Here is a 21,750-nt window from a genome sequence, read left to right on the forward strand (position 1 = left end):
TTGCGCTATGAAATGCCCCCGTCAATCCATGAGACTTATTACAGCCACTGTACTGGCCTTATTCAACACCCTTTACTTTCCGTCGCTGCTAGTTGCTCAGGGGCGAGCAATCAATTCGCTTCAGTTCAAAATGCCCAGTCCACCCTCTAGAGGCACCCCCATCGGTCGCTACCGGGGAGGAGCCAGCCGTGGCTCCTGTCCCCAGGTAGAGTTGCCGCTCACAGCCCTGGTTCCCTTTGAGCAAAAGTTAGCCTTTAAAGAGCAAGGGGAGCCCATTATCAATGTTTGGGGACTGACGGTTTCTGAGCATCCAACGTTCTGGTTTTATGTACCCTACGAAAATGGATCTACCTATTTGGCAGAATTCGTTCTACAAGATGAAGATGAGGTTGATGTTTATCGGAGTGCGATCGCATTATCCGACCGCTCAGGAATTGTCAGCGTTCAGATGCCCTCCACCGCCCCTGCCCTGGAATTGAACAAACCCTACCACTGGTTTTTCAAAATCTACTGCAACCAGAACAAAAAGGATGCTCCCATTTTTGTAGAAGGCATGGTGCAGCGAGTCAGTTTGGGGAATGCAGATACTCAACAGATTGAGCCTATCGATTCTCTTGCGAAAGCAGACTTTTATGCCCAAAAAGGCATCTGGTATGACACGGTAACAACGCTGGCAAACCTGCGTTACTCCAAACCTACCGATCCCACCCTAACCGCCAATTGGACCAGCTTGCTTCAGTCAATTGGCCTCAAGGATGTGGCGCTGGCTCCGTTGATTAAGTGCTGCCAACCCAAATAGGTTGTTGGTTGTTAGTTGTTAGTAAGGGGGAAGGGGGGAAGGGTAGGAAGAAAGAAGAAGGAAGAAAGAAGAAGAAAAAAGCGTTGCTGAAAAGCAGTATGAATCGAAACGAGGTTTCGAGCACACAGCACCTATTTCATACCCAAATTCGGCAACACCAAGAAGAAAAAAAGAGAAAGAAGAAACCAGGAGGTAACAGGCGACAGAAGAAAGAGACTGTATAAAAGAGACCGTATAAACGTTGGGTTGCCGGAGTTTGCAAATGTATACCGATGAAATGGCTTAACAAACCTGTATCCACTGTTGTGCTCCCCATAAACAATCAAAAGCCAATTCATCTGGTAATTGTCTATGGTGTAGACAACCCACAGGGAGAAGACTCATTATGGCAGTTTTTCCAATGCTTACGGTGAATGGCGATCGCCTCAACCGTAGCCTTTATCAACTGGCAGAAATTGGCAAACTGCCCAATGGCGGTGTGAGTCGGGTTGCCTTTACTACGGAAGATCTGCTAGCGCGGCAACTGGTTCAGTCCTGGATGGTAGAGGCTGGCATGACGGTTTTCATTGATGCAGCCGGAAATATCATTGGCAGGTATGCCGGGCAATGCGAAGGTGCACCGGCCCTTGCAACTGGCTCCCATATTGACACGGTTCCTGTTGCCGGTCGTTACGACGGCTGTTTAGGCGTTGTGGCCGGGGTGGAGATGGTGCGGGTGTTGAATGAGAACAAAATTCGGTTGCGCCATCCGCTTGAAGTGATTGTGTTCACCGATGAAGAACGCTCGGTGATTGGGAGCAAAGCAATGGCTGGCGAAATCAGGGAAGGACCAGAGTACTATGTTCGTCTGGATGGGACACCAATCCAACCTTGCCTGGAGAAGATTGGGGGTGACTGGTCAAAAATTCGATCAGCAAAACGCTATCGTTCTGACATTGCAGCCTTTGTTGAGTTACATGTGGAGCAGGGGGGAGTTTTAGAGCATCTGGGTATTCCAATTGGCGTCGTGGATGGAATTGTGGGGCAGTACCGCTTCGCAGTGACGGTGATTGGACGCATGAACCATGCTGGAACAACTCCCATGCACCTGCGCAAAGATGCCCTGGTGGCAGCCGCCCAAATTGTTCTGGCTGTAAACAGAATTGCCGTGGAAATACCGGGTGACCAGGTGGCTACTGTAGGTTATTTCACCGTTTCACCTAATGCAACGAATACAGTTCCTGGAAAAGTGGATTTAAGGATCGACCTGCGGGACCTGTCTCAAAACCATTTGGAATATTTATTGGCTCTCTTGAAAAAAGAGTTGGATGCGATCGCCACTGCTAGTCAAACTGAAATTACCATGCGCCAAACTCTTCAGATCATGCCAACGCTTGCGGCTGACCCAATCAAAGCGGTTATTCAGGAGGTTTGTGAACGGTTAGATTTACCATATACCCGTCTTCCCAGTCGAGCAGGGCACGATGCCCAGGAGATTGGGCGTTTCACCGATATGGGGATGATCTTTGTTCCCAGCCGCAATGGAATCAGCCATTCTGAGGATGAATATACTTCTCCAGAAGAATGCACTCAGGGAGGGAATGTCCTGTTACAAACGTTTTTGGAACTGGACAAGATCTATGGTGTATAGATCTATGGTGTACAGAGCCGATCTGACATCTTTAACAATCACCCTCTAAGGTGTTCGTGTCCTGATAATCCAATCACCATGAGCTATTTAAGCAACCTGACTGATGCAGAATGAAAAATTTTTGAACTCCTGATGCTTGAGATATAGCTGTCGCCAGTTTGCTCAGGATATTGGCTTTAAAGGCGGCTGGGGGCAAAGTCCCAGCCAGGGGTTCCCCCCCTGCACCCCGTTCTCATCCTGATAGCTATAGCCAAATATCTACCCCATGCCAGATGTCTACAACGATTGGGTAAGTACGATTTTGGTGAGAGCCCCTTAAAAAGGAGATTTAACTATGAATTTATGGAAGAGTTTGACTGTTGCGAGTGCAGTCACTTTTGCTGCACTACCTGTTACGTTATCTGTCAGGGCACAGACCTGCACCCCCTTAAAAGTTGTTGGCGGGACAGGAACTCAGATTCAGAAAACCGTTTCGCCCCCCGGTGCTGAAATTGTTCGCAATAACTGGAATACCGATTTTGCTGTACCCAGCACAGCCTCGTTCAGGCGATACATTGCAACCATCCTGCCAAAGAATGGAGGTGAGTACACTGTTCAAGTGTCGTTAAAATACAATGATAATTCTGCCGATAAAGTGTTTGACCAGACACTCAAGTTACCACAAAACCGCTCCTATCGAATTACAGGCTCACCCCGTTTGAATGCTAACCCCTACCAGGTGAATCTGTTTGTTGGTGGACTTTCTGCTGTTGGTAACTCTTACACAGCTTCAGTGGTAGGTTGTAATTAGCAGACCCACTTAAAAGCATGCCCTTCTCAGACAACCTCTAAATGTAGACTATCACTATTAGTCAGGTTTTCAAATAAACTTCTACCAGAGGAAATTAGAGGGATGGAAGCAAAAGACGAGTTTTTTTGGGGATTTTGAGCTGTGCAAAACACCCGTCTTAACACCTTGTTTGGGGCTACGACTGAGCGGTTAGGAAGCTGGTTGCGAAATCCCTGGCGAAGACTGTCTGTAATCATTATTAGTGTTCTGCTAGGCAATTTTTTGGGCATCGCGATCGCAGCCATCTCCGGTCAACGGGGTTCACAGGATGTTGTGATCGCGGTAATTCTGGTTGCCACAGTTGAGTTCATTGATTTAATTACGTATCGAAGTAAGCCTGAAAGGACGCGATCGCTCCTGATTGAGATCGCCAACGGGTTAAAAATTGGACTAACCTATGCGCTATTTCTGGAAGCGTTTAAGCTTGGCTCATAACCAGAGCATTTGAGGAATGGGCCTATCAAATTTTTGTTTCAATTTTTGAAACGGGAGCCCCAAGGACACTATTTCCAGGGCATCCCCTTAAAGAGCAAATTGCAGCAAAAAATCGTTATAACTTCTACAGGTATTGGAAATTCCTGAATCGGGATTCTTCGTCTTTATCCTCTTACTCTTATCTCTTACTCTCTACCCTGATGGCTTCTACTCATCTTCTATCAGTTCAACCGACGGTTGCGACCGTGCGTGCAAAGTTGGAGGATTTGCGATCGCTCCTCACCGCCCACCAGATTGATGCTTACCTGATTCCCTCTGCCGATGAGCATTTGAATGAATATTTGCCAGAAGCGAGACAGCGCCGCCCCTGGATCAGTGGCTTTAGTGGTTCGGCTGGAGACCTTCTGGTAGGGCGTCGGCAAGCATGGTTGTACGTCGATTCCCGCTATTACGAGCAGGCAGAGTTGGAAGTTGATTCCACCCTGATTCAAATTTCAAAAGTGGGGCTGGAAGGGCACAAAACTCTGGAGGAAACGCTGGAAGAATTGGGACGAGAAGCCAACCAGCAGGGAAAAGAATTTCGGCTGGGGTTTGATCCCTTCACGCTAGCGGTGAACCAGTACCGGGATTTTGAGAAGCGGATTGAGCCCTGTGGTGTAGTTCTGGTGCCCCTGCTGGAAAATTTGGTGGACAAAGTGCGATCGCTCCCTATCTGGGCAGAAATTGAGCCCCTTCCAGCGTTTGCTACATCCAAACTGTTCTCCCTGCCTGATACTTTGACGGGGGAATCCATCCAGCAGAAGCTGAAGCGAGTCCGGGAAGAGATGGAGAAAAAAAATATCCAGATTCTGCCCGTCACCAAACTGGATCAAATTGCCTGGCTGTTTAACCTGCGGGGTTGGGATGTGCCCTACAACCCGGTGTTTATCGCCTACGCCATCATTACCCTCAACAAAGCGTTGCTATTCACCAATCTGGAACGCATTCAACCTCTCATACGAAGCCATCTTCAATCCAGCGTGACACTACTGCCCTATGAAGAGTACGCGGCGACATTGCGATCGCTCCTTTCCCAGACCACGCCTTGCCGGGTATTGCTCGACCCCAAACATAGCACAATGGGCACCTACACCCTCCTCAAAGACCACCCTAACCGCTGCAAGATCCTGGAAACCAATAACCCGATTGAGGGCATGAAAGCCCGCAAGAATGCAGTTGAGTTAGCCCAGATGCAGCAGGCAAATCTGAAAGCCAGCCGCGCTAAAACTCTTACCCTGAAGTGGCTATGGGAGCAGGTAGAGCGAGGAAATCCAATCACAGAAGCAGATGTGGCAGCCACGGTAGAACGATTCTATGCCGCAGAAGAGGGCTTTCAGGGTTTGAGCTTTAATACAATTGCGGGAGCAGGTGCCAATAGTTCAATCGTTCACTACGGCACCCCCAATTCAGAGCGAGTATTGAATGCTGGAGAGTTGTTATTGCTAGACTCTGGCGCTCAGTATACTTCTGGTACAACAGATGACACCCGTACTGTAATCATTGGCGATCCCACACCCGCCCAAATCGAACGCTATACAGAAGTTTTGAAAGCTCATATCAACTGTGCCATGCAGCGCTTTCCAAAGGGTGCGACTGGGGCACAGTTGGATGGAATTGCGCGATCGACCCTCTGGCATGCTGAACTGGACTATGGACACGGTACAGGACATGGGGTTGGCGCATTCCTTAACGTCCACGAAGGTCCCAATGGCATCAGCAAGCGGGTGAGTGAACCACTGGAACCGGGCATGATCACCAGCATTGAGCCTGGCTTCTACGAACCTGGTTGGGGTGGCATTCGGATTGAAAACCTCTATGTGGTTAAAGATCTGACCCCACCCCAGGAAGAAGGGGGTGAGCCACCCAAAGTTTGGTACGGGTTTGAATCATTGACCTACATCCCTTTCGATACGCGACTGATTGATTTACAACAGCTCAATGATCCTCAACGTCAATGGTTAGAAACCTACCATCAAACCGTTGTCGAAAAGCTATCCCCCCTGCTGAATGAGAAAGAAGTGCGCTGGTTAAAGGACAGATGCGGTTTATGAAGATAGGCACTTGACACGAATTATAGCTATAGTCACCAGGCTGAGGACGGGGGGCAGGGGTTCTATGGCTGGGCGAATCCTTAAAACCAGTGTTCTAAGTAACCTGGTGACAGCTATAGCTCCATTATCTTCCACGGGCGCGGAGGAAAAGCTTTTGAAACTCCACTACCCAAAAGCCAACAGTACTCACTGCCAGACTAATTCCCAGTTCCTGACCCGATAGCTCTTTTGTTTCAAAAATGCCTTGAAACCAGGGAACATAAATGACTGCCATCTGGAGAGCAAATGTTAACAGGACGGCACCCAGCATCGGTTTGTTTGACAGCAGCCCTTTCTTCCATAACAAATCGCGCTCAGACCGCATCGCCAGTGCTAAACTCATGCGTGAAAACGCCAGGGTTGAAAATACCATTGTTTGCCAATCAGACCACTCATTTGACCAGAAGTAGTAACCCATCAACAGAAATACAATTCCCATTAGTAGCCCAACCCAAATAATATCTCTCCCTACGCCCCGGCTGAATACACTTTCATTGGGTGGATAGGGAGGGCGGCGCATCACGTCACTTTCGGCAGGCTCAACGCTGAGTGCCAGTGCCAGCAATCCGTCTGCCAGGAGGTTGATCCAGAGGATTTGGGTTGGCTTCAATGGCAGAGGCATGGCGAGTAGCGGCGCGAGTAGCATGATCACGACACCACTGGTGTTGCCAGTCAGGTTATAGCGAATGAATTTGCGGATGTTGTCGTAAATTACCCGACCTTCTTCGACGGCAGCAACGATGGTGGCAAAGTTGTCGTTCAACAACACCATGTCTGCTGCTTCTTTGGCAACATCAGTCCCTGTAATACCCATGGCTACGCCAATATCAGCCTTACTGAGAGCAGGCGCATCGTTGACTCCATCTCCGGTCATTGAGACGATGTGCCCCCGGTTTTTCAAGGCTTCCACAATCGACAGCTTTTGTTGAGGGGAGACGCGGGCGTAGACCGAAACGCCTTCAACCTGTTGTTCCAGTTCGGGCAAGGAAAGTCTGTTCAGGTCTTGCCCTGTCAGGTAGCGCCCGTTTTTGGAAATCTCCAGTTCTTCTGCAATGTGCTTTGCCATCAAAGGATGGTCGCCTGTAATCATGACTGTGCGAATGCCTGCCTGGTTACAGGTCTGAACTGCTGCTTTGGCTTCTGGGCGAGCGGGATCAAGCATTCCTACCAACCCGGCAAAAATCAAGTCCTGCTCGACATTGATTTCCTTTCCAGGTTCTGGCACTGTTTCCAGAGGGCGGAAGGCAACACCTAAAACGCGGGTACCTGAACTGGCGAGGCGATCGTTGCGATCGCGAATCTGCTGGTCCCATTCCTCGTTCAGGGGTTCTGTTTTGTCATCCAGCCAGACGTGGCTGCAAATTTGCAACAGCCCATCCACCGATCCTTTGGTAAAGGCAACGTAGGGGGTATCTGGCAGTGTTGGGACAGGCGGCAGGAGTTGTGAAGAAGGGTTGTCATACTTCCACCGATCGCCTTCCCGCTCAATCTGGTGGATGGTGGTCATCCGCTTGCGATCGGAGTCAAAGGGAGCCTCTGCCCGTCGGGGAAACAGATCTTCCAGTTCGTCTTTGTCCAATCCAAGGCGATCGGCTGCGACTACCAGGGCAATCTCTGTTGGATCCCCCATGGCTTTGGGAACCTCCGAGTCAGGTCTATCTTCGGCAGCTTCCACCTCGTCATCGTCCGGTACCAGGGCATTATTACAGAGGGCACTACCTATCAGTGTGAAGGCCATGGGAGGGGGTAGGACTGTTCCCTCACCGGGCGTGAAAATCGACTTTTTGCCATCCAGTCGGGATGTAATTTCGGCAAAGGTTTCTCGCAAATCAACTCGCTGGCCTGCAAGGGACAGAATGGTGACGGTCATCCGATTTTCGGTCAAAGTGCCCGTTTTGTCAGAACAAATGGTGGTGACAGAGCCCAGAGTTTCAACGGCAGGCAGTTTGCGGATCAATACTTTACGCTTCAACATCCGCCGGGAACCCAATGCCAGCGCGATCGTGACAACGGCAGGCAACCCCTCCGGGATGATAGCAACCGCTAGGCTAACCGCTGTGAGAAACATGTCTTCAAAGCGTTCACCACGCACAATACCAAAGGCAAAAATCACCGCGACAAGGGCCAGTGCCATTAATGCCAGACGGCGTCCCAGTTGATCCAGGCGACGTTGCAGGGGGGTCTGCTCTTGCTCAACGGATTGCATCGAGTCAGCAATTTTGCCCAACTCAGTGCTCATCCCTGTTTCGGTGACGACTGCCCGCCCCCGCCCATAGGTAATGATGGTCCCCATAAACACCATATTGGTGCGATCGCCCAGAGGCAGACTTTCTCCAGCAATAGGGGCGGTACTTTTCTCAACCGACTCCGACTCGCCAGTAAAAGCAGATTCTTGAGTTCGTAAATTGGTACTTTCCAGCAACCGGGCATCGGCGGGCACCTGATCACCATCCTCAAGTTGAATAATGTCTCCCGGCACCAGTTCGCTTGCCACCACCTGTTGCCATTCGCCCTCCCGCCAGACACGGGCTTTGGGCACGGCCATTTTTCTGAGCGCGGCAAACTCTTTGCCAGCCCGGTACTCCTGGGTAAAACCAAGCACGCCATTGAAAACCACGATCGCCATAATTGCCGCCGCGTCTTTAAGGTCACCCCAAATGGCAGAAACGACAGCCGCCGCGATCAACACCAACACAGTTGTTGCGGTAAACTGCTCCCATAGCATTAGCCAGGGACTTTTCGGCGGGCGCTCCCTCAACTCGTTCTTGCCATACTGCGACAGCCGTTGCTCAGCTTCTGCAAAACTTAACCCGGTGTCTTGGTTCGTTCCCAGTTGACGCAGAACTTCAGCAGCTTCAAGGCGGTACCAGTTATTCATGAGAAGGGGGGGGCGATCGCTCAAATCAGTCACAAAGATTAAACCATACCAGATTCAACTAGTAATTGGCTGTTAGTTGTTGAAGGGAGATGGGGTGGATGAGTCTCCCCGTCTCCCAGCTCCTCATCCCCCCATCTAACTCCTGGCTTCCCTTCTCCTCCCATCCTTCCCAATCCTTAAAAGAGACTAAGAGGCGTGGAAAGCCAGGATTTGTGGCGATACCCTTTAGGTAGTTCTGGCAGAAAATATCTCGGCTCTACGCTTACCTCTCCAATAGATTCGATTTTGATAGGAGTATTAGCGATGTCCACTTTAAAGATTGGTATTAACGGATTTGGTCGGATCGGACGCCTGGTGATGCGTGCCGGGATTACCCACCCCGATATTGAATTTGTTGGAATTAACGACCTGGTACCACCGGACAACCTCGCCTATCTCTTCAAGTACGACTCGACTCACGGTATGTACAAAGGCTCTGTTGATACCCGCGAAGACGGGATGGTGGTGGATGGGCGGTTTATTCCCTGCATGTCTGTCAAAAACCCGGCAGAACTACCCTGGGGCAAGCTGGGCGTTGATTATGTAGTTGAATCAACAGGTCTATTCACGGGCTACGAAGGGGCAGAAAATCACCTCAAGGCAGGCGCAAAACGGGTGGTAATCTCAGCTCCTACCAAAGATCCAGACAAGGTTCGCACCTTTGTTATGGGGGTCAACCATCATGAGTATGATCCCGCAAAGGATGTGATTGTTTCTAATGCAAGCTGTACCACCAATTGCCTTGCACCCGTCGCAAAAGTACTCCATTCAACCTTTGGTATTGCCGAAGGACTGATGACCACAGTTCACGCGATGACTGCCACTCAACCCACCGTTGACGGCCCCAGCAAAAAAGACTGGCGAGGTGGGCGCGGCGCTGTGCAAAATATTATTCCTTCTTCTACAGGGGCAGCAAAAGCGGTTGCTCTGGTGTTACCAGAACTGAAAGGTAAACTCACAGGCATGGCATTCCGGGTTGGAACACCAGATGTATCGGTGGTAGACCTGACCTTTAAGACAGTCAAATCCACTAGCTATCAAGAAATTTGTGCTGCAATGAAGGATGCTTCAGAAGGTGATCTCTCTGGCATTTTGGGCTACACCGATGAAGAAGTGGTATCGATGGATTTCCGCACAGACCCGCGTTCCAGCATTTTTGATGCCAAAGCCGGGATTGAGCTAAATTCAAACTTCTTTAAGGTGGTCTCCTGGTATGACAATGAGTGGGGTTATTCCTGCCGGGTGATTGATCTACTGTTAGAGATGGCAAAGAAAGACGGAATTTCGGAGAAAGCACTGGCAGCGACTCGATAAGCTCAGGTATATATCACAACCCCTTCCGACGCTAACCAAACAGATTGACGTTCAAAAGTACCGTTTCTCCCTTGTTGAAATGAAACAGAGGGAGATCGAGACAGGGATTATAGTTAGGATTTTCCAGGGCAGCTTCTGCTCGCTTGCGTTCTGTTATATAGCTCTACGCAGGTGCGTTAGGACATTGGAATTAGAGAGGGAGTGGAGGCTTCGCCTCCAGCCAGAGGTTCCACCCTTGCACCCCGTCTTAACCACAATGACTACCGCTATATCCCGTAAAAGCCACTGTAAATGAAGCACTTCCCCTTTCTGCTTTCGAATTACATTAGTCGTTAGAGCGGCATAGAAGAAGCTATTCGGGCGGTTTTGAAGACGAACCGAGAATTCAACCCGGTTTTGCTGATTCATCTGGGACCATTTTGTCTCAAACGTTGGCAGATCTTCAGGGCAAACAAAATTGGGATAGTGCGTCAGATTAATGTGGGATATATAGTAATGTCGTGCCAATTCCCAAATCGGGTTGTCAATCCCGCCCGCTGAGCAGCGTTGGTTTTGAAGTGGCTATGCTGCCAAATCCAGTTGAAATAACTCACGCCTAACCGTATGGTTACTTTAGTTTGTTCCCAGACCTTGCTAAACTTAAGCTAAACTTAGTCTGTCGTCGATGCCATTGTCCGGTTTGTTGTCTTAACGTTCCATTTGTCCGCTCTAACCGCTGTGTTTTATCTTTGCCAATATATAACTTTACGCGGGTGCGTTAGGACATTGGAATTAGAGAGGAGTGGGGCTTCGCCCCAGCTAGGTGGAACCCCTGCACCCCGTCCTAACCATAATGACTACCGCTATAATGGCCGATCTCTGACGGTAAAACTCGTTCGTATCTGCCCCAATCATCGGTGTTGAATTGTTTGCAATCCGTTTTTCCTTCAGTGTTCACAACTAACTGCTCAATGAATTCATCGGTGTGTTTACCCACGCAGGCGGTGAGCATCAAGCTGCTAGATTGAGCAAGGCTCAACCCAATCCAACTGTCTCCCCGTTTCAATTCCTCGCTAGCGCATTGCTTCTGTTGTTTGAGACGAATGACCACATCTCATCGGCACAAACTTCTTCCGTCTTGACGGATTGAACCTCCTGGTTATGCACCAATTGTGCTTTTTGGCTGGCAGAGCGCACGATGCTAACGACGGTATTGTAGGCAAGTCCACTAGGCAAGTCCATTGGTGCGACTGATGCCTCGTAAACTACTGCCCTCACTATGCATTTGCAGAACCTGGCGAATCTGTTCAGGACTGACATGGCGACGGTAGTAGAGACTGTCAAACCCCTCACAAAAGGTTTGGCGGCAAGCAGGACCAAGATACCGTTGATGACCATTGGGCATCTTGCCATGTTTATGAGCTTTACTATGACCGCATAGAGGGCATTCCATCGCTTTGCTTCTAGTCAAGGTTCTTTTCTACTCTACCAATCCCACATTAACCTGACGCACAACCGAGCAGTCCATCGTGATAACCCATCAGCATTTTGCCTTCACTCAATGCCTGTCCTGTAAGAACATCATGACTTTTCCACTCTACCTGCATCAAGTGGGGAAAAGTGTTGCTATCAAGGTTGTGCAATTCAGCCAGAAAAGCTTGCTCGGTTTCATTGAAAGTAACCGTAAACAGGCTCGAAACCTGAACAACTTTACCAGTTTTTACAGATTCATAAACTCGATTGCTTTGCCAGGTTCCTACAGCCTGCTGCATCAAGTTATGAAAGTGATTATTTTGATGCTTGAGCGAATCAGATGTGGGTTCAGTTAAGAGTAAAGTCATGGGATTGACCTCAATGGTAGAGAGAGGAGCGGGTGGATGGGTGGACGGATAAAGGGGAGGGGGTGATCCCACCCATTTACTCATCCGCTTCTTTCTTCTTCTACTTATTCAGAGCTACTGATCTCTAATTTGAAGTACGCTTACTCAATCTGCCATTACCTCCAGGGGGTATTTTTTTATTTAGGTGGGTTTACATGGGTAGATTCAAAGATGCGATCGGCGCTGGTGGTGACAAACCCCTGATAGAGCTTGCCATCAGCAATCGGATAGCGGCAGGCAAACTCGTAATAACAGGTTGGAATTGAGTGTATTTCTCCATCTGCAAACTCAACTGGGAGTTGATCAGCCAGAGTAGAAGCCTGCTCTAGCAGGACTGCCGGAGAGCCTTTAATTCGTCCACCTGCTTCATTAAGTGGAATCCCCAGCTCGTCAATGATCTGTAAGACAGATTCCAACGTTGAAACCTGCCGCAGATGATTCACGCTGAGTGTAAAGTGGTTGGCGTGCAAACCTAAAGCAGCTACCCAGGCAGCATATTCACTCTCTTGTAGCAGGGTCTGGTAGTCACTCCAGGAAATTGGTTGCCACAAACGCCCAGCCCAAAATATGGCAATATTGTTGACCTGTTCCGGGTTGGACTGGAGACAAATTTGCTGAAGGATGGATTGTGATGCTGGGGCCAGTGCTGCACAGTCCAGTTCGCTTAGGAAGATGCGGGGGAGAGTTTCATCTGGTGGTATATAGCTCCAGGCATCAAATTTTTTGTCTGGAAACTGATAGGGTTCAAATTGTTGATAGTCCACAGCCAATAGATGAGGTTCCAAGGCAGCCAAGGAAATGGGTTCCAGATTAAGAGTGCGAATTGTGACATGATCGTTGACGATGGGTTCGCCGCGATCGCGAAATACCTGTTGAATTCGTGCTGCTTGGGGTGCCAGCTGAACATAGTCTTGCCAGAGATGGCTGAAAAAAGTGGCTGGATTCATAAGTTCGCTCCAGCAAGGTTTTAAGATAATTTCTCAAAAAAGAACTAACCCCTTATCGTAGCTTTTGTGTAAAGCTACCGTATCTTTTTTTAAAGTGTTACTCCTCTGGATAGAGAAACAAACTTGACAGAAGCAAGTCAATTTTTCTTCAAACCTTTCGCCTGGTGTTAGACATTCTCTCCTATTTTTCTTAAGCTTCTTCAAAGCATCTCCTTCAATCCGACTACTACAAATCAGAGAGGAGATAGCCCTGTTATAACTATTTCTAAAAAGGTTAATTGTTAACAAATTGATAGAAAAGATGAGCATTTACCCAGGATTTGCCTTTGCAGAAAAGCCTCCAGGATTTTGAGTTGAGGATGGGAAATAATAAAGAATCTGTAAAAACCTGACTCTAATCTGCCGGGGATCGACAACCCTAAAAAATATAACTACAATTAAATCAGTGGAAACTCAAAATAAAGTTGTCACTTAAGCGATCGCATAACACCTGAGGCATCGCCAGCTTTATTTGAACCAATGGATAAAAGGTACTTTCTACCACAATGGTTTCTGTCTTCCCTACTGGTTATAGAACCTGAGGGCTATAGAGATCGAGTGGTAGTTATAAAGTTTCACTTTTTGAGGAATGTTGCAATGTAAAGTCCAATCTGATTTACCTGACTTGAAAAGAGCTAACAGTTATTGTCGCTACTGATCAACAAATTAGAGATGCCTCTCACGTTCGAGAGAAGCTACTACTTGGCCTGGCTCATGTTTCCGACAATGTTATTTTTCTAGGAGTTCATTATTTCTCTCCGTGTCCTCTCTTTGGGTTACTTATTTTACTTGGCGATAAAAGTGTAGGATAAAGTACTTCTTTGCTGCTGATAAAACCTGTAGAGTATTCATTCTGTTTGAATACAAGTGCAGTTTGCCCCAATATTCAAGCAACCCTTTCTGCTGATGTTGATTTAAGTTGAGGAAGATAAAGTATGTTGAGTTTATCCAAGCCGAAAGAATTCAATTGCCTGGCTAGTTATGTTTTAGAAATGCTGACTGAAATGAATGTTGATCAGTTCAAGCTGTTCTTTAACAATCTTCCAGTTGATCCCTACCTGAAAGGTAACTATCGCTTTCGGCGACTTTCTCACTTTCAAATTTCTGGCGATCGCTTAATCAAGCTTCCCCACCGACGCTTATTTCAATCTAAAGAATATAACCCCATACTGGGTGACGTGGTGAGGGAATACGAAGAATTGGAAGACGGTTTAATTGAACTGGAGGATTTTCAAAAAGTAATCTGGGAATTCTTCCAGTTCTGTCAACTCTGTACCAAGCACAATGAAGTCGCTGTACACCAAATCAGAACAACAGCAACCTCCCAACAAATCGGCAACCCGGCGCCTGAAGGTATTCACAGAGATGGAGTAGATTTAGTTGGCATCTTTTCCTGCAATCGGGAAGGAATTGAAGGGGGCGAAACTCACCTTTATAAAGAAAAAAATGGACGCCCTGTCATCAGCAAAGTTCTCCACCCCGGCGAGTTCCTGGTATTCCGCGATGATCAGTACTTCCACTACACCTCTCCTGTCACCACCAGTGGAGTAGAACAGGGCGTGAGAGATGTATTTGTATTCACCTGCCCCGGCCTGTTTCCCTCAGAGGATCGATAAAGTTGATGGTTATTTAGTTAAGCGAGAAGTGGGGTGAAGGGGTGGATGGGTGGATGGGTTCTGAGTTTTGAGTTCTGAGTTGTCCCAATTCTCGTTTCCTAATCTCTAACCCCCAGTCCCCAATCCCTGCCTCCTGTCTTCTTTCCTCTTTCCCCTTTCCTCTTCCTACTCCCTCACCCCGCACTCATTTAACAGGACTCCCTTATGGCTGACCTTGATCTTGGCTGGATCCGTAATCAGTTTCCCGCGTTGGCTCAGGAAATTCATGGGCAACCAGCGATGTTCCTGGATGGACCCGGTGGAACCCAGGTACCCGGCACAGTCATTGAGGCCATGGGTGATTACTTAATTCATGCCAATGCCAATGCCCATGGAGCATTTGCAACCAGTGTGCAAACGGATGCATTAATTACTTCCGCGCGGCAGGCAGTTGCGGACTTCCTGGGATGCGAGGGTAATGAAGTCGTGTTTGGTCCAAACATGACCACCCTCGCTTTTTCTATGAGTCGGGCGATCGCACGGGAACTGCAAGCGGGTGACGAAATCATTGTGACCAAACTGGATCACTATGCCAATGTATCTCCCTGGCAAGTGCTGGAAGAACGGGGGGTTGTGGTTCATGCTATGGATATTCAGGTTGAAGATTGTACTCTCAATCTGACTGATCTAGAACGCCTTCTAAATGAGCGGACTCGCGTAGTAGCGGTCGGGTACGCATCGAACGCGGTAGGTACGATCAATGATGTTGCTAGAGTTGTTCAGTTAGCTCACCAGGTTGATGCGATGGTGTTTGTCGATGCGGTGCATTATGCTCCTCATGGCGTGATGGATATGCGATCGCTGGACTGTGACTTTCTCACCTGTTCTGCTTACAAATTCTTTGGTCCCCACATTGGCATTCTGTATGGCAAGCGTGAACATCTAGCGCAGTTACGTCCTTACAAAGTGCAACCTGCCCCCGATGAGGTGCCGTACCGGTGGGAGACAGGAACGCAAAATTACGAAGGAATGGCGGGTTTGATAGAGACTATTCAATACCTGGCTGAAATTGGTCGCCAGGTATCGCCAGGGGTTTCCAGCCGTCGTGCAGCCTTGATAGCCGGGATGAATGCCATTCGCACCTATGAACAAGAGTTGAGCCAGCGGTTAATTCCTGGGCTGTTAGAAATTCCTGGAATCAGAGTATACGGCATCACTGATCGCGATCGCTTCGATTGGCGAACTCCCACTGTTGGCATCCAAATCGATGGGTATACTCCACGAGAGGCTGCGGAAGCACTGGGCGATCGTGGCATTTTCACCTGGAATGGTAACTTTTATGCCCTGGGACTAACAGAAACTTTAGGCATTGAATCCCGTGGCGGACTGCTGCGAATTGGATGCGTTCACTACAACACCGTTGAAGAAATTGATCGACTACTCAACGAATTAGATGCATTGGCTAATCGAGTGAAAACCACTGCATCCCTTACTCATTAAAAGGAACGACCGGAATGAACAGAATTTTAGTGACGGGAGCCAGAGGTCAGCTTGGAAGTGACCTTATAGTGGCTCTGCGTCAACATTATGGGGATGATCAGGTGATTGAAAGTGGGCGTTCCCATTTGCAAGGAGATTCCTTTCTCTATGAAGTTTTGGATGTAACTAATCAACCCCAACTTGAAGCCATAGTCAAACGCTACCAAATCGACACTATCTATCACCTGGCAAGCTTACTGTCGGCTAAAGGTGAACATCATCCAGACCAATGTTGGGATATTAATATCAATGGTTTGAGAAATGTTCTGGAAATCGCGAAATCCTATGGCATAAAAGTTTTCTTTCCCAGTTCCATTGCCGTATTCGGTCCCCATACGCCCAAGCTGGATACTCCTCAAATCACCGTAGAAGATCCATCCACTTTGTACGGCATTACCAAAGTAACGGGGGAACTCCTCTGTCACTATTACGCCTACCGTTGGGGAGTAGATGTTCGCAGCCTTCGCCTACCCGGCATTATTAGCTATAGCGCTCCGCCAGGAGGAGGAACCACCGATTTCGCCGTCGAAATTTTCGATCGCGCTCTCCGATATGGTCACTACACCTGCTTTGTTCGCCCCGAAACCCGGCTTCCAATGATGTATGTGCCGGATGCGATCGCAGCGATTCTCATGCTGATGCAAGCAGACTCCACAACCATCACCATTCGCTCCAGTTACAACGTCGCAGCCGTCAGTTTTTCAGCAGAAGAACTGGTGAAAGAAATTCAAAACCATCTGCCTGATTTCATTTGTGACTACAGACCCGATTTCCGGCAGGCGATCGCCGACTCCTGGCCTTCAGTCATTGATGATTCCAAAGCAAGGGCCGATTGGGGCTGGAAACATCGTTACGATTTAGCAGCGATCGTGGAAGACATGCTAACGAAACTCCATCCACTCCATCACTCATCCATTCATCCACTCATCCACTCATCCACCCCTCTCTAGCAGCTAACAACTAACAACTAACTCGGAGTTCCAACCATGCTAACTACCACTCCTTCTCCTTTTCAGAAAACGCTGGATGAGATTCGCCAATTGGGTTTGTTTAAAGAGGAGCGAGTGTTAGCCTCTCCCCAAGGGGCTGAGATCAGGCTTCAGAGTGGGCAGGAGGTGATTAACTTCTGTGCTAACAACTATCTCGGACTCGCTAACCATCCGGCAATTATTGCAGCCGCGCAGGAGGGGATTGCCAGGTACGGTTATGGGTTATCTTCGGTGCGCTTTATTTGTGGAACACAAACGGTACACAAAGAACTGGAAAAAAAAATTGCTCAGTTTCTTGGCACGGATGATGCCATTCTCTACACATCCTGTTTTGATGCGAATGCCGGGCTATTTGAAACGCTTTTGGATGCGGATTGTGCCGTGATCAGTGATGCTCTGAATCATGCCAGCATCATCGACGGCATCCGGCTATGCAAAGCCAAGCGCTATCGGTTTGCCCATGGTGATATGCAGGAATTGGAACATGCGTTACAGGAATCTCAATCGGCAAGAATCCGATTAATTGCTACGGATGGTGTTTTCAGCATGGATGGGGATATTGCTAATCTCAAGCAAATTTGCGATCTGGCTGAAAAGTATGATGCCCTAGTGATGGTGGATGATAGCCATGCAACGGGGGTATTGGGTAGAGCGGGGCGTGGGTCAATTGAACATTGGGGGGTGATAGGGCGAGTTGATATTATTACCAGTACTTTAGGAAAAGCTCTGGGTGGAGCATCCGGCGGTTTTACTGCGGCACGTCAGGACATTATTAATCTGCTGCGGCAGCGATCGCACACCTATCTCTTCTCCAATACGCTGGCACCGATGATTGCCCATACCAGTCTCAAAGTGCTGAATATGCTGGATGAAACCAGTGAACTGCGCGATCGCCTGATGGAGAATACTCGTTACTTCCGGAAGCAACTGGGCGATCGCGGCTTCGACATTAAACCCGGCATTCACCCGATTGTGCCCATCATGCTCTACGATGCCCAGACGGCAAAGGAAATGGCAGGGGATTTGCTGGATGAAGGGATCTACGTGATTGGATTTAGCTATCCCGTTGTACCTGAAGGTCTTGCCAGAATTCGGGTTCAGCTTTCGGCGGCTCATACAAGAGAACAACTGGATCGGTGTGTGGAAGCGTTTACGCACATTGGAAAACAATATGAAATTATCTAGAAAATTCAAAATTAAAAATGCAAAGTTAAAAATTAAAACATCTTCAGGAACGACTTACAATTTCACCTGAACGATTGGATGTTATCAATCAGGTTTTAATCAAACCCGATCTGAGGGCAGTTAATGATCTGCTGAATGTTGTTGCAAAATATGGTACTCCAGAAGAGATCAATGAAAAGGCACAACAGGCAGTGGAGCTTTCAAAACTGCTGCGACGGGTTGAGCAAACTCGACCGGACTATTTTACCGATCTGCTCTGGTTGAAGGATCAGGCTAAGGCCGGAGCGTTCATTAGTATTGCCGATTATCGCCGTCAGGTCTTGGGAGAAAATGTCGATCGCCAGACCTTTACCGATGAGTTAGCTGTAACGCTGGAAATTAGCGCCTGTCAATACTTTCCCTGGGTGATTGCCATTGCCAAACGAGCGATCGCCCAGCGTTCTCTCATGCCGGGACGCTTCATTCAGGTGCGCAAGATGAAAGAGCAGGAAATGGATGGAGATCTACCTGCGATCGCTGCTGCCATAGAAATCATTGGTGCCAGTTTTGTCGTTACTTTAGACACCAAAGGAACGGATGGCTCCAATTTACATTTAGGCGGACCTGAAACCATTACCGGCTATTTTAGGGGAGTCGGCCAGCCCAACGAACACGCTCTCCAATGGCTGGATGAATATCTCTACTACTACACCCACTACGGCATCCGGCAGGTTTTAAACCTGAATCCTGGCACCGTCCTGCTTGGCTATCTGCTTTATCGCCTGGGGATTGATGTTGAATTTAAGATTTCCGTGTTTATGGGAAATGACAATCCCTACTCCGCCCTGTGGACACTGTTGGGAGCTCAATTATTCGCCAGAGAGGACGGTAGTACACCGCTTGTAGGTTTTAACTGGAGCAACTCGGTTGACAACGAAATGATTGAAATTACTGCTCAATTCCGCAAAGAATTGGGTTTGGAAAATTTAGTTCGGTTTGAACATCATATTACAGAAACGTGGAAGAGTATTGTGCGGCAACCCTACAACCGCCGGAAACGGCTGGCAATTCGACGGAGAGGGACGGTATGTTCACATTCCTCAGTTACCAGTGGAAACAGCGATTCCTCGTAATGCCCGTGTGCGATCGCTGGTTGCCCGTGAACGACAGGGCATTGTTTGGATCTGGGCTGGGGAAGCAGAAACTGCCGATGAACAACAGATCCCCAACCTGGTCGTTTTAGACCAACCGGGTTGGGTCTACACCGACTTTATGATTGATTTGCCCTACGACCAGACCTATTTGATTGAAAACGTAATTGACCCGGCCCATGCAGATATCAGCCATCATGGCACCCAGGGGAAACGGGAACACGCTCAACCGCTGGAAATGGAAGTGATCCAGAGTAACCTGCAAGGAATTCAGGGGCGATGGCGGTATACCCGAAATGGGAATGAACCGTGACACTCCGTTGAGTTTATTGCCCCCAATATGGTGAATTATACCTTTAATCTTGGCAAGCTTGGTTGGCGGGTTGGCTTAACCTTTTATTCACTGCCAGTGGACAAAGGGCGATGTCGTGTGCTTGTTCGAGGTTATCACAATGTTGCACTCTGGAAATGGATATTCAAACCCCGCTGGCTAACTCATCTGAAGATGAATAAAACCTTTGAGCAGGATTTGTTTCTGATTTATGGGTCAGCAAGAACAGGTCGCCCATACCGGCAGTTATCTTAAAGACCTCTATCTGTCCCTCAAAACATTGGATTTATTTGCTATTGAGTACCGAAGTGGCTGGATCGGTTCGGTAGAACACTTCCGTTTTATCAGGGCTATGCCACGGCGAAGCTTGTTGTAGAACCGTCCACCGATCCGGAGTTACTCAGCGATCGCCACATCCGCCACACCTACCTCTGCCATTCCTGCCAACAAGCTCATCAAACCGAAACCTGGTTGAAGCAGAGCTTAATCGCGATCGCCATCCTGCTGACAGCCTGGGCAATTGCGATCGCTCCGACTGCCCCAACCGTCCAGCAAACCTTCACAGCCATGTTAGCTTCACTCCTGGCCACTGCTCTAGCAATTTTAGCCCATCAATTCAAGATCAAATTTGAACAATGAAATTTGAACAATGAAAACAGTCATTGAGCCCTTCAGGATCAAAATGGTTGAACCAATCCGGTTCACCAATCGCTTTGAACGGGAACAGGCTTTGCAGGCCGCAGGACTCAACCTGTTTCGCTTGCGAGCTGAAGATGTAATGATTGACCTGCTCACCGACTCCGGTACGGGAGCCATGTCAGCCGAGGCGTGGGCCGCACTGATGCGGGGGGATGAATCCTATGCTGGAGCCAGAAGCTGGTATCGCTTTGAAGCCACCGTGCAGCAGATTTTTGGATTTCCGCAGGTCATTCCCACCCATCAGGGACGAGCCGCAGAGCGCTTGTTTACCAGTGTGCTGATTCAGCCAGGAATGAGCGTTCCCAACAACACGCACTTTGACACAACCCGCGCCAATATCGAGGCAGCAGGGGGGAGGGCGATCGATCTTCCCTGTTCCGAAGCGAGTGATCTGACAATGGAGTCTCCTTTCAAGGGAGATATGAATGTGGCTGCACTGGAAAGATTGATTGCAGAAGTTAGAGCCGAAAACATTCCCGTGATTCTCCTGACAGTCACAAACAATTCCGGTGGCGGACAACCCGTTTCGATGGCGAACATTCGGGCAGTGAGTAAATTGGCTCATTTTCATGGGATTCCCCTTTACATTGATGCCTGTCGGTTCGCTGAAAATGCTTATTTCATTCAACAGCGTGAGTCCGGCTATGATGCTATGTCGGTGCGTGAAATTGTGCAAGAAATGTTCAGCTATGCCGATGGATGTTTGATGTCGGCGAAGAAAGATGCCTTTGCGAATATTGGCGGCTTTTTATGTACCCGTAATGAATCGCTGGCAGAAGAACTGCGGCGATTGTTAATTTTGACGGAAGGGTTTCCGACCTATGGTGGGTTAGCGGGACGGGACCTGGAAGCGATCGCCGTCGGGTTGCATGAAGTGTTAGATGAAGACTATCTCCGTTACCGCATCTGTTCCACAAAATACGTGGCGGATCAATTACATGAATTGGGCATTCCTACCGTTCGTCCCGCTGGAGGGCACGCCGTTTACATTGATGCCCGTCGATTTTTGCCTCATATTGAACCACTCCAATATCCTGGGCAGGCTCTGGCGGTGGAACTGTACCTGGAAGCTGGAATTCGTGGCGTAGAGGTGGGAACGGTGATGTTTGGCCGGGATGCCCATACTGGAATGGAACATCCTGCAAAATAGGATTTGCTGCGGCTCGCCATTCCCCGCCGGGTTTATACCCAATCCCATATGGATTATGTGATTGAGGCGATCGCCCAGGTCTGGCAAAACCGTGAATCGATTCGTGGACTCAAAATTGTGAGTGAACCGCCCTACTTGAGACATTTCAGTGCCCAATTTGATTGGGATGAAGGAGTAAGTAGGTAGTCATCATTAATTGGTAAAAGGGGGAGTGGGGGCTTCGCCCCCAGCCAG

The 21,750-nt window shown here is 48.6% G+C and carries 21 protein-coding genes and 1 pseudogene; 16 read left to right on the plus strand and 6 right to left on the minus strand.

Features of this window, described 5'->3' with window-relative positions:
- Positions 1–7: 7 nt before the first annotated feature.
- The 5 genes from P4D80_RS14675 to P4D80_RS14695 all read left to right on the plus strand — a co-directional run bounded on the left by P4D80_RS14675 (position 8) and on the right by P4D80_RS14695 (position 5,783).
- Positions 8–799 (plus strand): DUF928 domain-containing protein, encoded by a 792-nt coding sequence (locus tag P4D80_RS14675; protein ID WP_421654746.1) that lies wholly within the window; start codon positions 8–10, stop codon positions 797–799.
- A 385-nt stretch (positions 800–1,184) separates the two neighbouring features.
- Positions 1,185–2,429, plus strand: coding sequence for a Zn-dependent hydrolase (locus tag P4D80_RS14680; protein WP_421654747.1), 1,245 nt, complete (start codon positions 1,185–1,187; stop codon positions 2,427–2,429).
- Between the two features lie 334 nt (positions 2,430–2,763).
- Positions 2,764–3,219 carry a hypothetical protein gene (locus tag P4D80_RS14685; RefSeq protein WP_421654749.1) on the plus strand — a complete coding sequence of 152 codons (456 nt, stop codon included), beginning with the start codon at positions 2,764–2,766 and terminating at the stop codon, positions 3,217–3,219.
- Positions 3,220–3,360: 141 nt separating this feature from the next.
- A complete protein-coding gene (locus tag P4D80_RS14690; protein WP_421654750.1) occupies positions 3,361–3,693 on the plus strand; it encodes a DUF565 domain-containing protein in 333 nt (110 codons plus the stop codon).
- A gap of 200 nt (positions 3,694–3,893) precedes the next feature.
- Positions 3,894–5,783, plus strand: coding sequence for an aminopeptidase P family protein (locus P4D80_RS14695; protein ID WP_421654751.1), 1,890 nt, complete (start codon positions 3,894–3,896; stop codon positions 5,781–5,783).
- 124 nt (positions 5,784–5,907) lie between these two features.
- Here the strand turns inward: P4D80_RS14695 and P4D80_RS14700 are convergent, their stop codons facing one another.
- The gene (locus tag P4D80_RS14700; RefSeq protein ID WP_421654752.1) at positions 5,908–8,700 is read right to left on the minus strand and encodes a cation-translocating P-type ATPase; all 2,793 of its coding nucleotides are present in this window, start codon (positions 8,698–8,700) and stop codon (positions 5,908–5,910) included.
- Between the two features lie 303 nt (positions 8,701–9,003).
- Between P4D80_RS14700 and gap the strand changes: the two genes are divergently transcribed.
- Positions 9,004–10,053 carry a type I glyceraldehyde-3-phosphate dehydrogenase gene (gene gap, locus P4D80_RS14705; RefSeq protein WP_421654753.1) on the plus strand — a complete coding sequence of 350 codons (1,050 nt, stop codon included), beginning with the start codon at positions 9,004–9,006 and terminating at the stop codon, positions 10,051–10,053.
- Between the two features lie 470 nt (positions 10,054–10,523).
- On the opposite strand, the pseudogene P4D80_RS14710 reads toward gap, so the two are convergent.
- The 5 genes and pseudogenes from P4D80_RS14710 to P4D80_RS14730 all read right to left on the minus strand — a co-directional run.
- Positions 10,524–10,792 (minus strand): annotated as a pseudogene (locus tag P4D80_RS14710) (IS1 family transposase); the annotation flags it as partial.
- 84 nt (positions 10,793–10,876) lie between these two features.
- Positions 10,877–11,143 carry a hypothetical protein gene (locus P4D80_RS14715; RefSeq protein ID WP_421654754.1) on the minus strand — a complete coding sequence of 89 codons (267 nt, stop codon included), beginning with the start codon at positions 11,141–11,143 and terminating at the stop codon, positions 10,877–10,879.
- A gap of 117 nt (positions 11,144–11,260) precedes the next feature.
- Positions 11,261–11,485, minus strand: a complete 225-nt coding sequence (locus P4D80_RS14720) for a transposase-like zinc-binding domain-containing protein (protein WP_421654756.1) — start codon at positions 11,483–11,485, stop codon at positions 11,261–11,263.
- A gap of 46 nt (positions 11,486–11,531) precedes the next feature.
- On the minus strand, positions 11,532–11,873 hold the full coding sequence (locus P4D80_RS14725; RefSeq protein WP_421654758.1) for a phycobiliprotein lyase: 342 nt from the start codon (positions 11,871–11,873) through the stop codon (positions 11,532–11,534).
- Between the two features lie 176 nt (positions 11,874–12,049).
- Positions 12,050–12,859: a DUF1338 domain-containing protein gene (locus P4D80_RS14730; RefSeq protein WP_421654759.1), complete on the minus strand. Its 810-nt coding sequence runs from the start codon at positions 12,857–12,859 to the stop codon at positions 12,050–12,052.
- A 974-nt stretch (positions 12,860–13,833) separates the two neighbouring features.
- Between P4D80_RS14730 and P4D80_RS14735 the strand changes: the two genes are divergently transcribed.
- From P4D80_RS14735 to P4D80_RS14780, 10 genes are all read left to right on the plus strand, one after another.
- A complete protein-coding gene (locus P4D80_RS14735) occupies positions 13,834–14,514 on the plus strand; it encodes a 2OG-Fe dioxygenase family protein (protein WP_421654760.1) in 681 nt (226 codons plus the stop codon).
- A 204-nt stretch (positions 14,515–14,718) separates the two neighbouring features.
- Complete coding sequence (locus tag P4D80_RS14740; protein ID WP_421654761.1) at positions 14,719–15,993, plus strand: cysteine desulfurase-like protein; 1,275 nt, start codon at positions 14,719–14,721, stop codon at positions 15,991–15,993.
- Between the two features lie 14 nt (positions 15,994–16,007).
- The gene (locus P4D80_RS14745) at positions 16,008–16,982 is read left to right on the plus strand and encodes an NAD-dependent epimerase/dehydratase family protein (RefSeq protein WP_421654762.1); all 975 of its coding nucleotides are present in this window, start codon (positions 16,008–16,010) and stop codon (positions 16,980–16,982) included.
- Positions 16,983–17,018: 36 nt separating this feature from the next.
- On the plus strand, positions 17,019–18,206 hold the full coding sequence (gene kbl, locus P4D80_RS14750) for a glycine C-acetyltransferase (RefSeq protein ID WP_421654763.1): 1,188 nt from the start codon (positions 17,019–17,021) through the stop codon (positions 18,204–18,206).
- A 74-nt stretch (positions 18,207–18,280) separates the two neighbouring features.
- Positions 18,281–19,318: a hypothetical protein gene (locus P4D80_RS14755; protein WP_421654764.1), complete on the plus strand. Its 1,038-nt coding sequence runs from the start codon at positions 18,281–18,283 to the stop codon at positions 19,316–19,318.
- Complete coding sequence (locus P4D80_RS14760) at positions 19,296–19,649, plus strand: hypothetical protein (RefSeq protein ID WP_421654765.1); 354 nt, start codon at positions 19,296–19,298, stop codon at positions 19,647–19,649. Before P4D80_RS14755 ends, P4D80_RS14760 begins: the two co-directional genes overlap by 23 nt.
- Positions 19,650–19,664: 15 nt before the next feature.
- Positions 19,665–19,922 (plus strand): hypothetical protein, encoded by a 258-nt coding sequence (locus P4D80_RS14765; protein ID WP_421659537.1) that lies wholly within the window; start codon positions 19,665–19,667, stop codon positions 19,920–19,922.
- Positions 19,923–20,138: 216 nt separating this feature from the next.
- The gene (locus tag P4D80_RS14770) at positions 20,139–20,306 is read left to right on the plus strand and encodes a hypothetical protein (protein WP_421654766.1); all 168 of its coding nucleotides are present in this window, start codon (positions 20,139–20,141) and stop codon (positions 20,304–20,306) included.
- A gap of 10 nt (positions 20,307–20,316) precedes the next feature.
- Complete coding sequence (locus P4D80_RS14775; RefSeq protein WP_421654767.1) at positions 20,317–21,516, plus strand: tryptophanase; 1,200 nt, start codon at positions 20,317–20,319, stop codon at positions 21,514–21,516.
- A 3-nt stretch (positions 21,517–21,519) separates the two neighbouring features.
- Complete coding sequence (locus tag P4D80_RS14780; RefSeq protein WP_421654768.1) at positions 21,520–21,702, plus strand: hypothetical protein; 183 nt, start codon at positions 21,520–21,522, stop codon at positions 21,700–21,702.
- Positions 21,703–21,750: the final 48 nt, after the last annotated feature.

This window comes from Leptothermofonsia sp. ETS-13, assembly GCF_049200465.1.
Classification (GTDB): Bacteria; Cyanobacteriota; Cyanobacteriia; order Leptolyngbyales; family Leptolyngbyaceae; genus Leptothermofonsia.

What these genes read in the sequence shown, in the direction of transcription:
- P4D80_RS14675 (WP_421654746.1), top strand. Translation starts at nt 8, where the DNA reads ATGAAATGCCCCCGTCAATCCATGAGACTTATTACAGCCACTGTACTG.
- P4D80_RS14680 (WP_421654747.1), top strand. Translation starts at nt 1,185, where the DNA reads ATGGCAGTTTTTCCAATGCTTACGGTGAATGGCGATCGCCTCAACCGT.
- P4D80_RS14685 (WP_421654749.1), top strand. Translation starts at nt 2,764, where the DNA reads ATGAATTTATGGAAGAGTTTGACTGTTGCGAGTGCAGTCACTTTTGCT.
- P4D80_RS14695 (WP_421654751.1), top strand. Translation starts at nt 3,894, where the DNA reads ATGGCTTCTACTCATCTTCTATCAGTTCAACCGACGGTTGCGACCGTG.
- P4D80_RS14700 (WP_421654752.1), bottom strand. Translation starts at nt 8,700, where the DNA reads ATGAATAACTGGTACCGCCTTGAAGCTGCTGAAGTTCTGCGTCAACTG.
- gap (WP_421654753.1), top strand. Translation starts at nt 9,004, where the DNA reads ATGTCCACTTTAAAGATTGGTATTAACGGATTTGGTCGGATCGGACGC.
- P4D80_RS14720 (WP_421654756.1), bottom strand. Translation starts at nt 11,485, where the DNA reads ATGGAATGCCCTCTATGCGGTCATAGTAAAGCTCATAAACATGGCAAG.
- P4D80_RS14725 (WP_421654758.1), bottom strand. Translation starts at nt 11,873, where the DNA reads ATGACTTTACTCTTAACTGAACCCACATCTGATTCGCTCAAGCATCAA.
- P4D80_RS14730 (WP_421654759.1), bottom strand. Translation starts at nt 12,859, where the DNA reads ATGAATCCAGCCACTTTTTTCAGCCATCTCTGGCAAGACTATGTTCAG.
- P4D80_RS14735 (WP_421654760.1), top strand. Translation starts at nt 13,834, where the DNA reads ATGTTGAGTTTATCCAAGCCGAAAGAATTCAATTGCCTGGCTAGTTAT.
- P4D80_RS14740 (WP_421654761.1), top strand. Translation starts at nt 14,719, where the DNA reads ATGGCTGACCTTGATCTTGGCTGGATCCGTAATCAGTTTCCCGCGTTG.
- P4D80_RS14745 (WP_421654762.1), top strand. Translation starts at nt 16,008, where the DNA reads ATGAACAGAATTTTAGTGACGGGAGCCAGAGGTCAGCTTGGAAGTGAC.
- kbl (WP_421654763.1), top strand. Translation starts at nt 17,019, where the DNA reads ATGCTAACTACCACTCCTTCTCCTTTTCAGAAAACGCTGGATGAGATT.
- P4D80_RS14775 (WP_421654767.1), top strand. Translation starts at nt 20,317, where the DNA reads ATGAAAACAGTCATTGAGCCCTTCAGGATCAAAATGGTTGAACCAATC.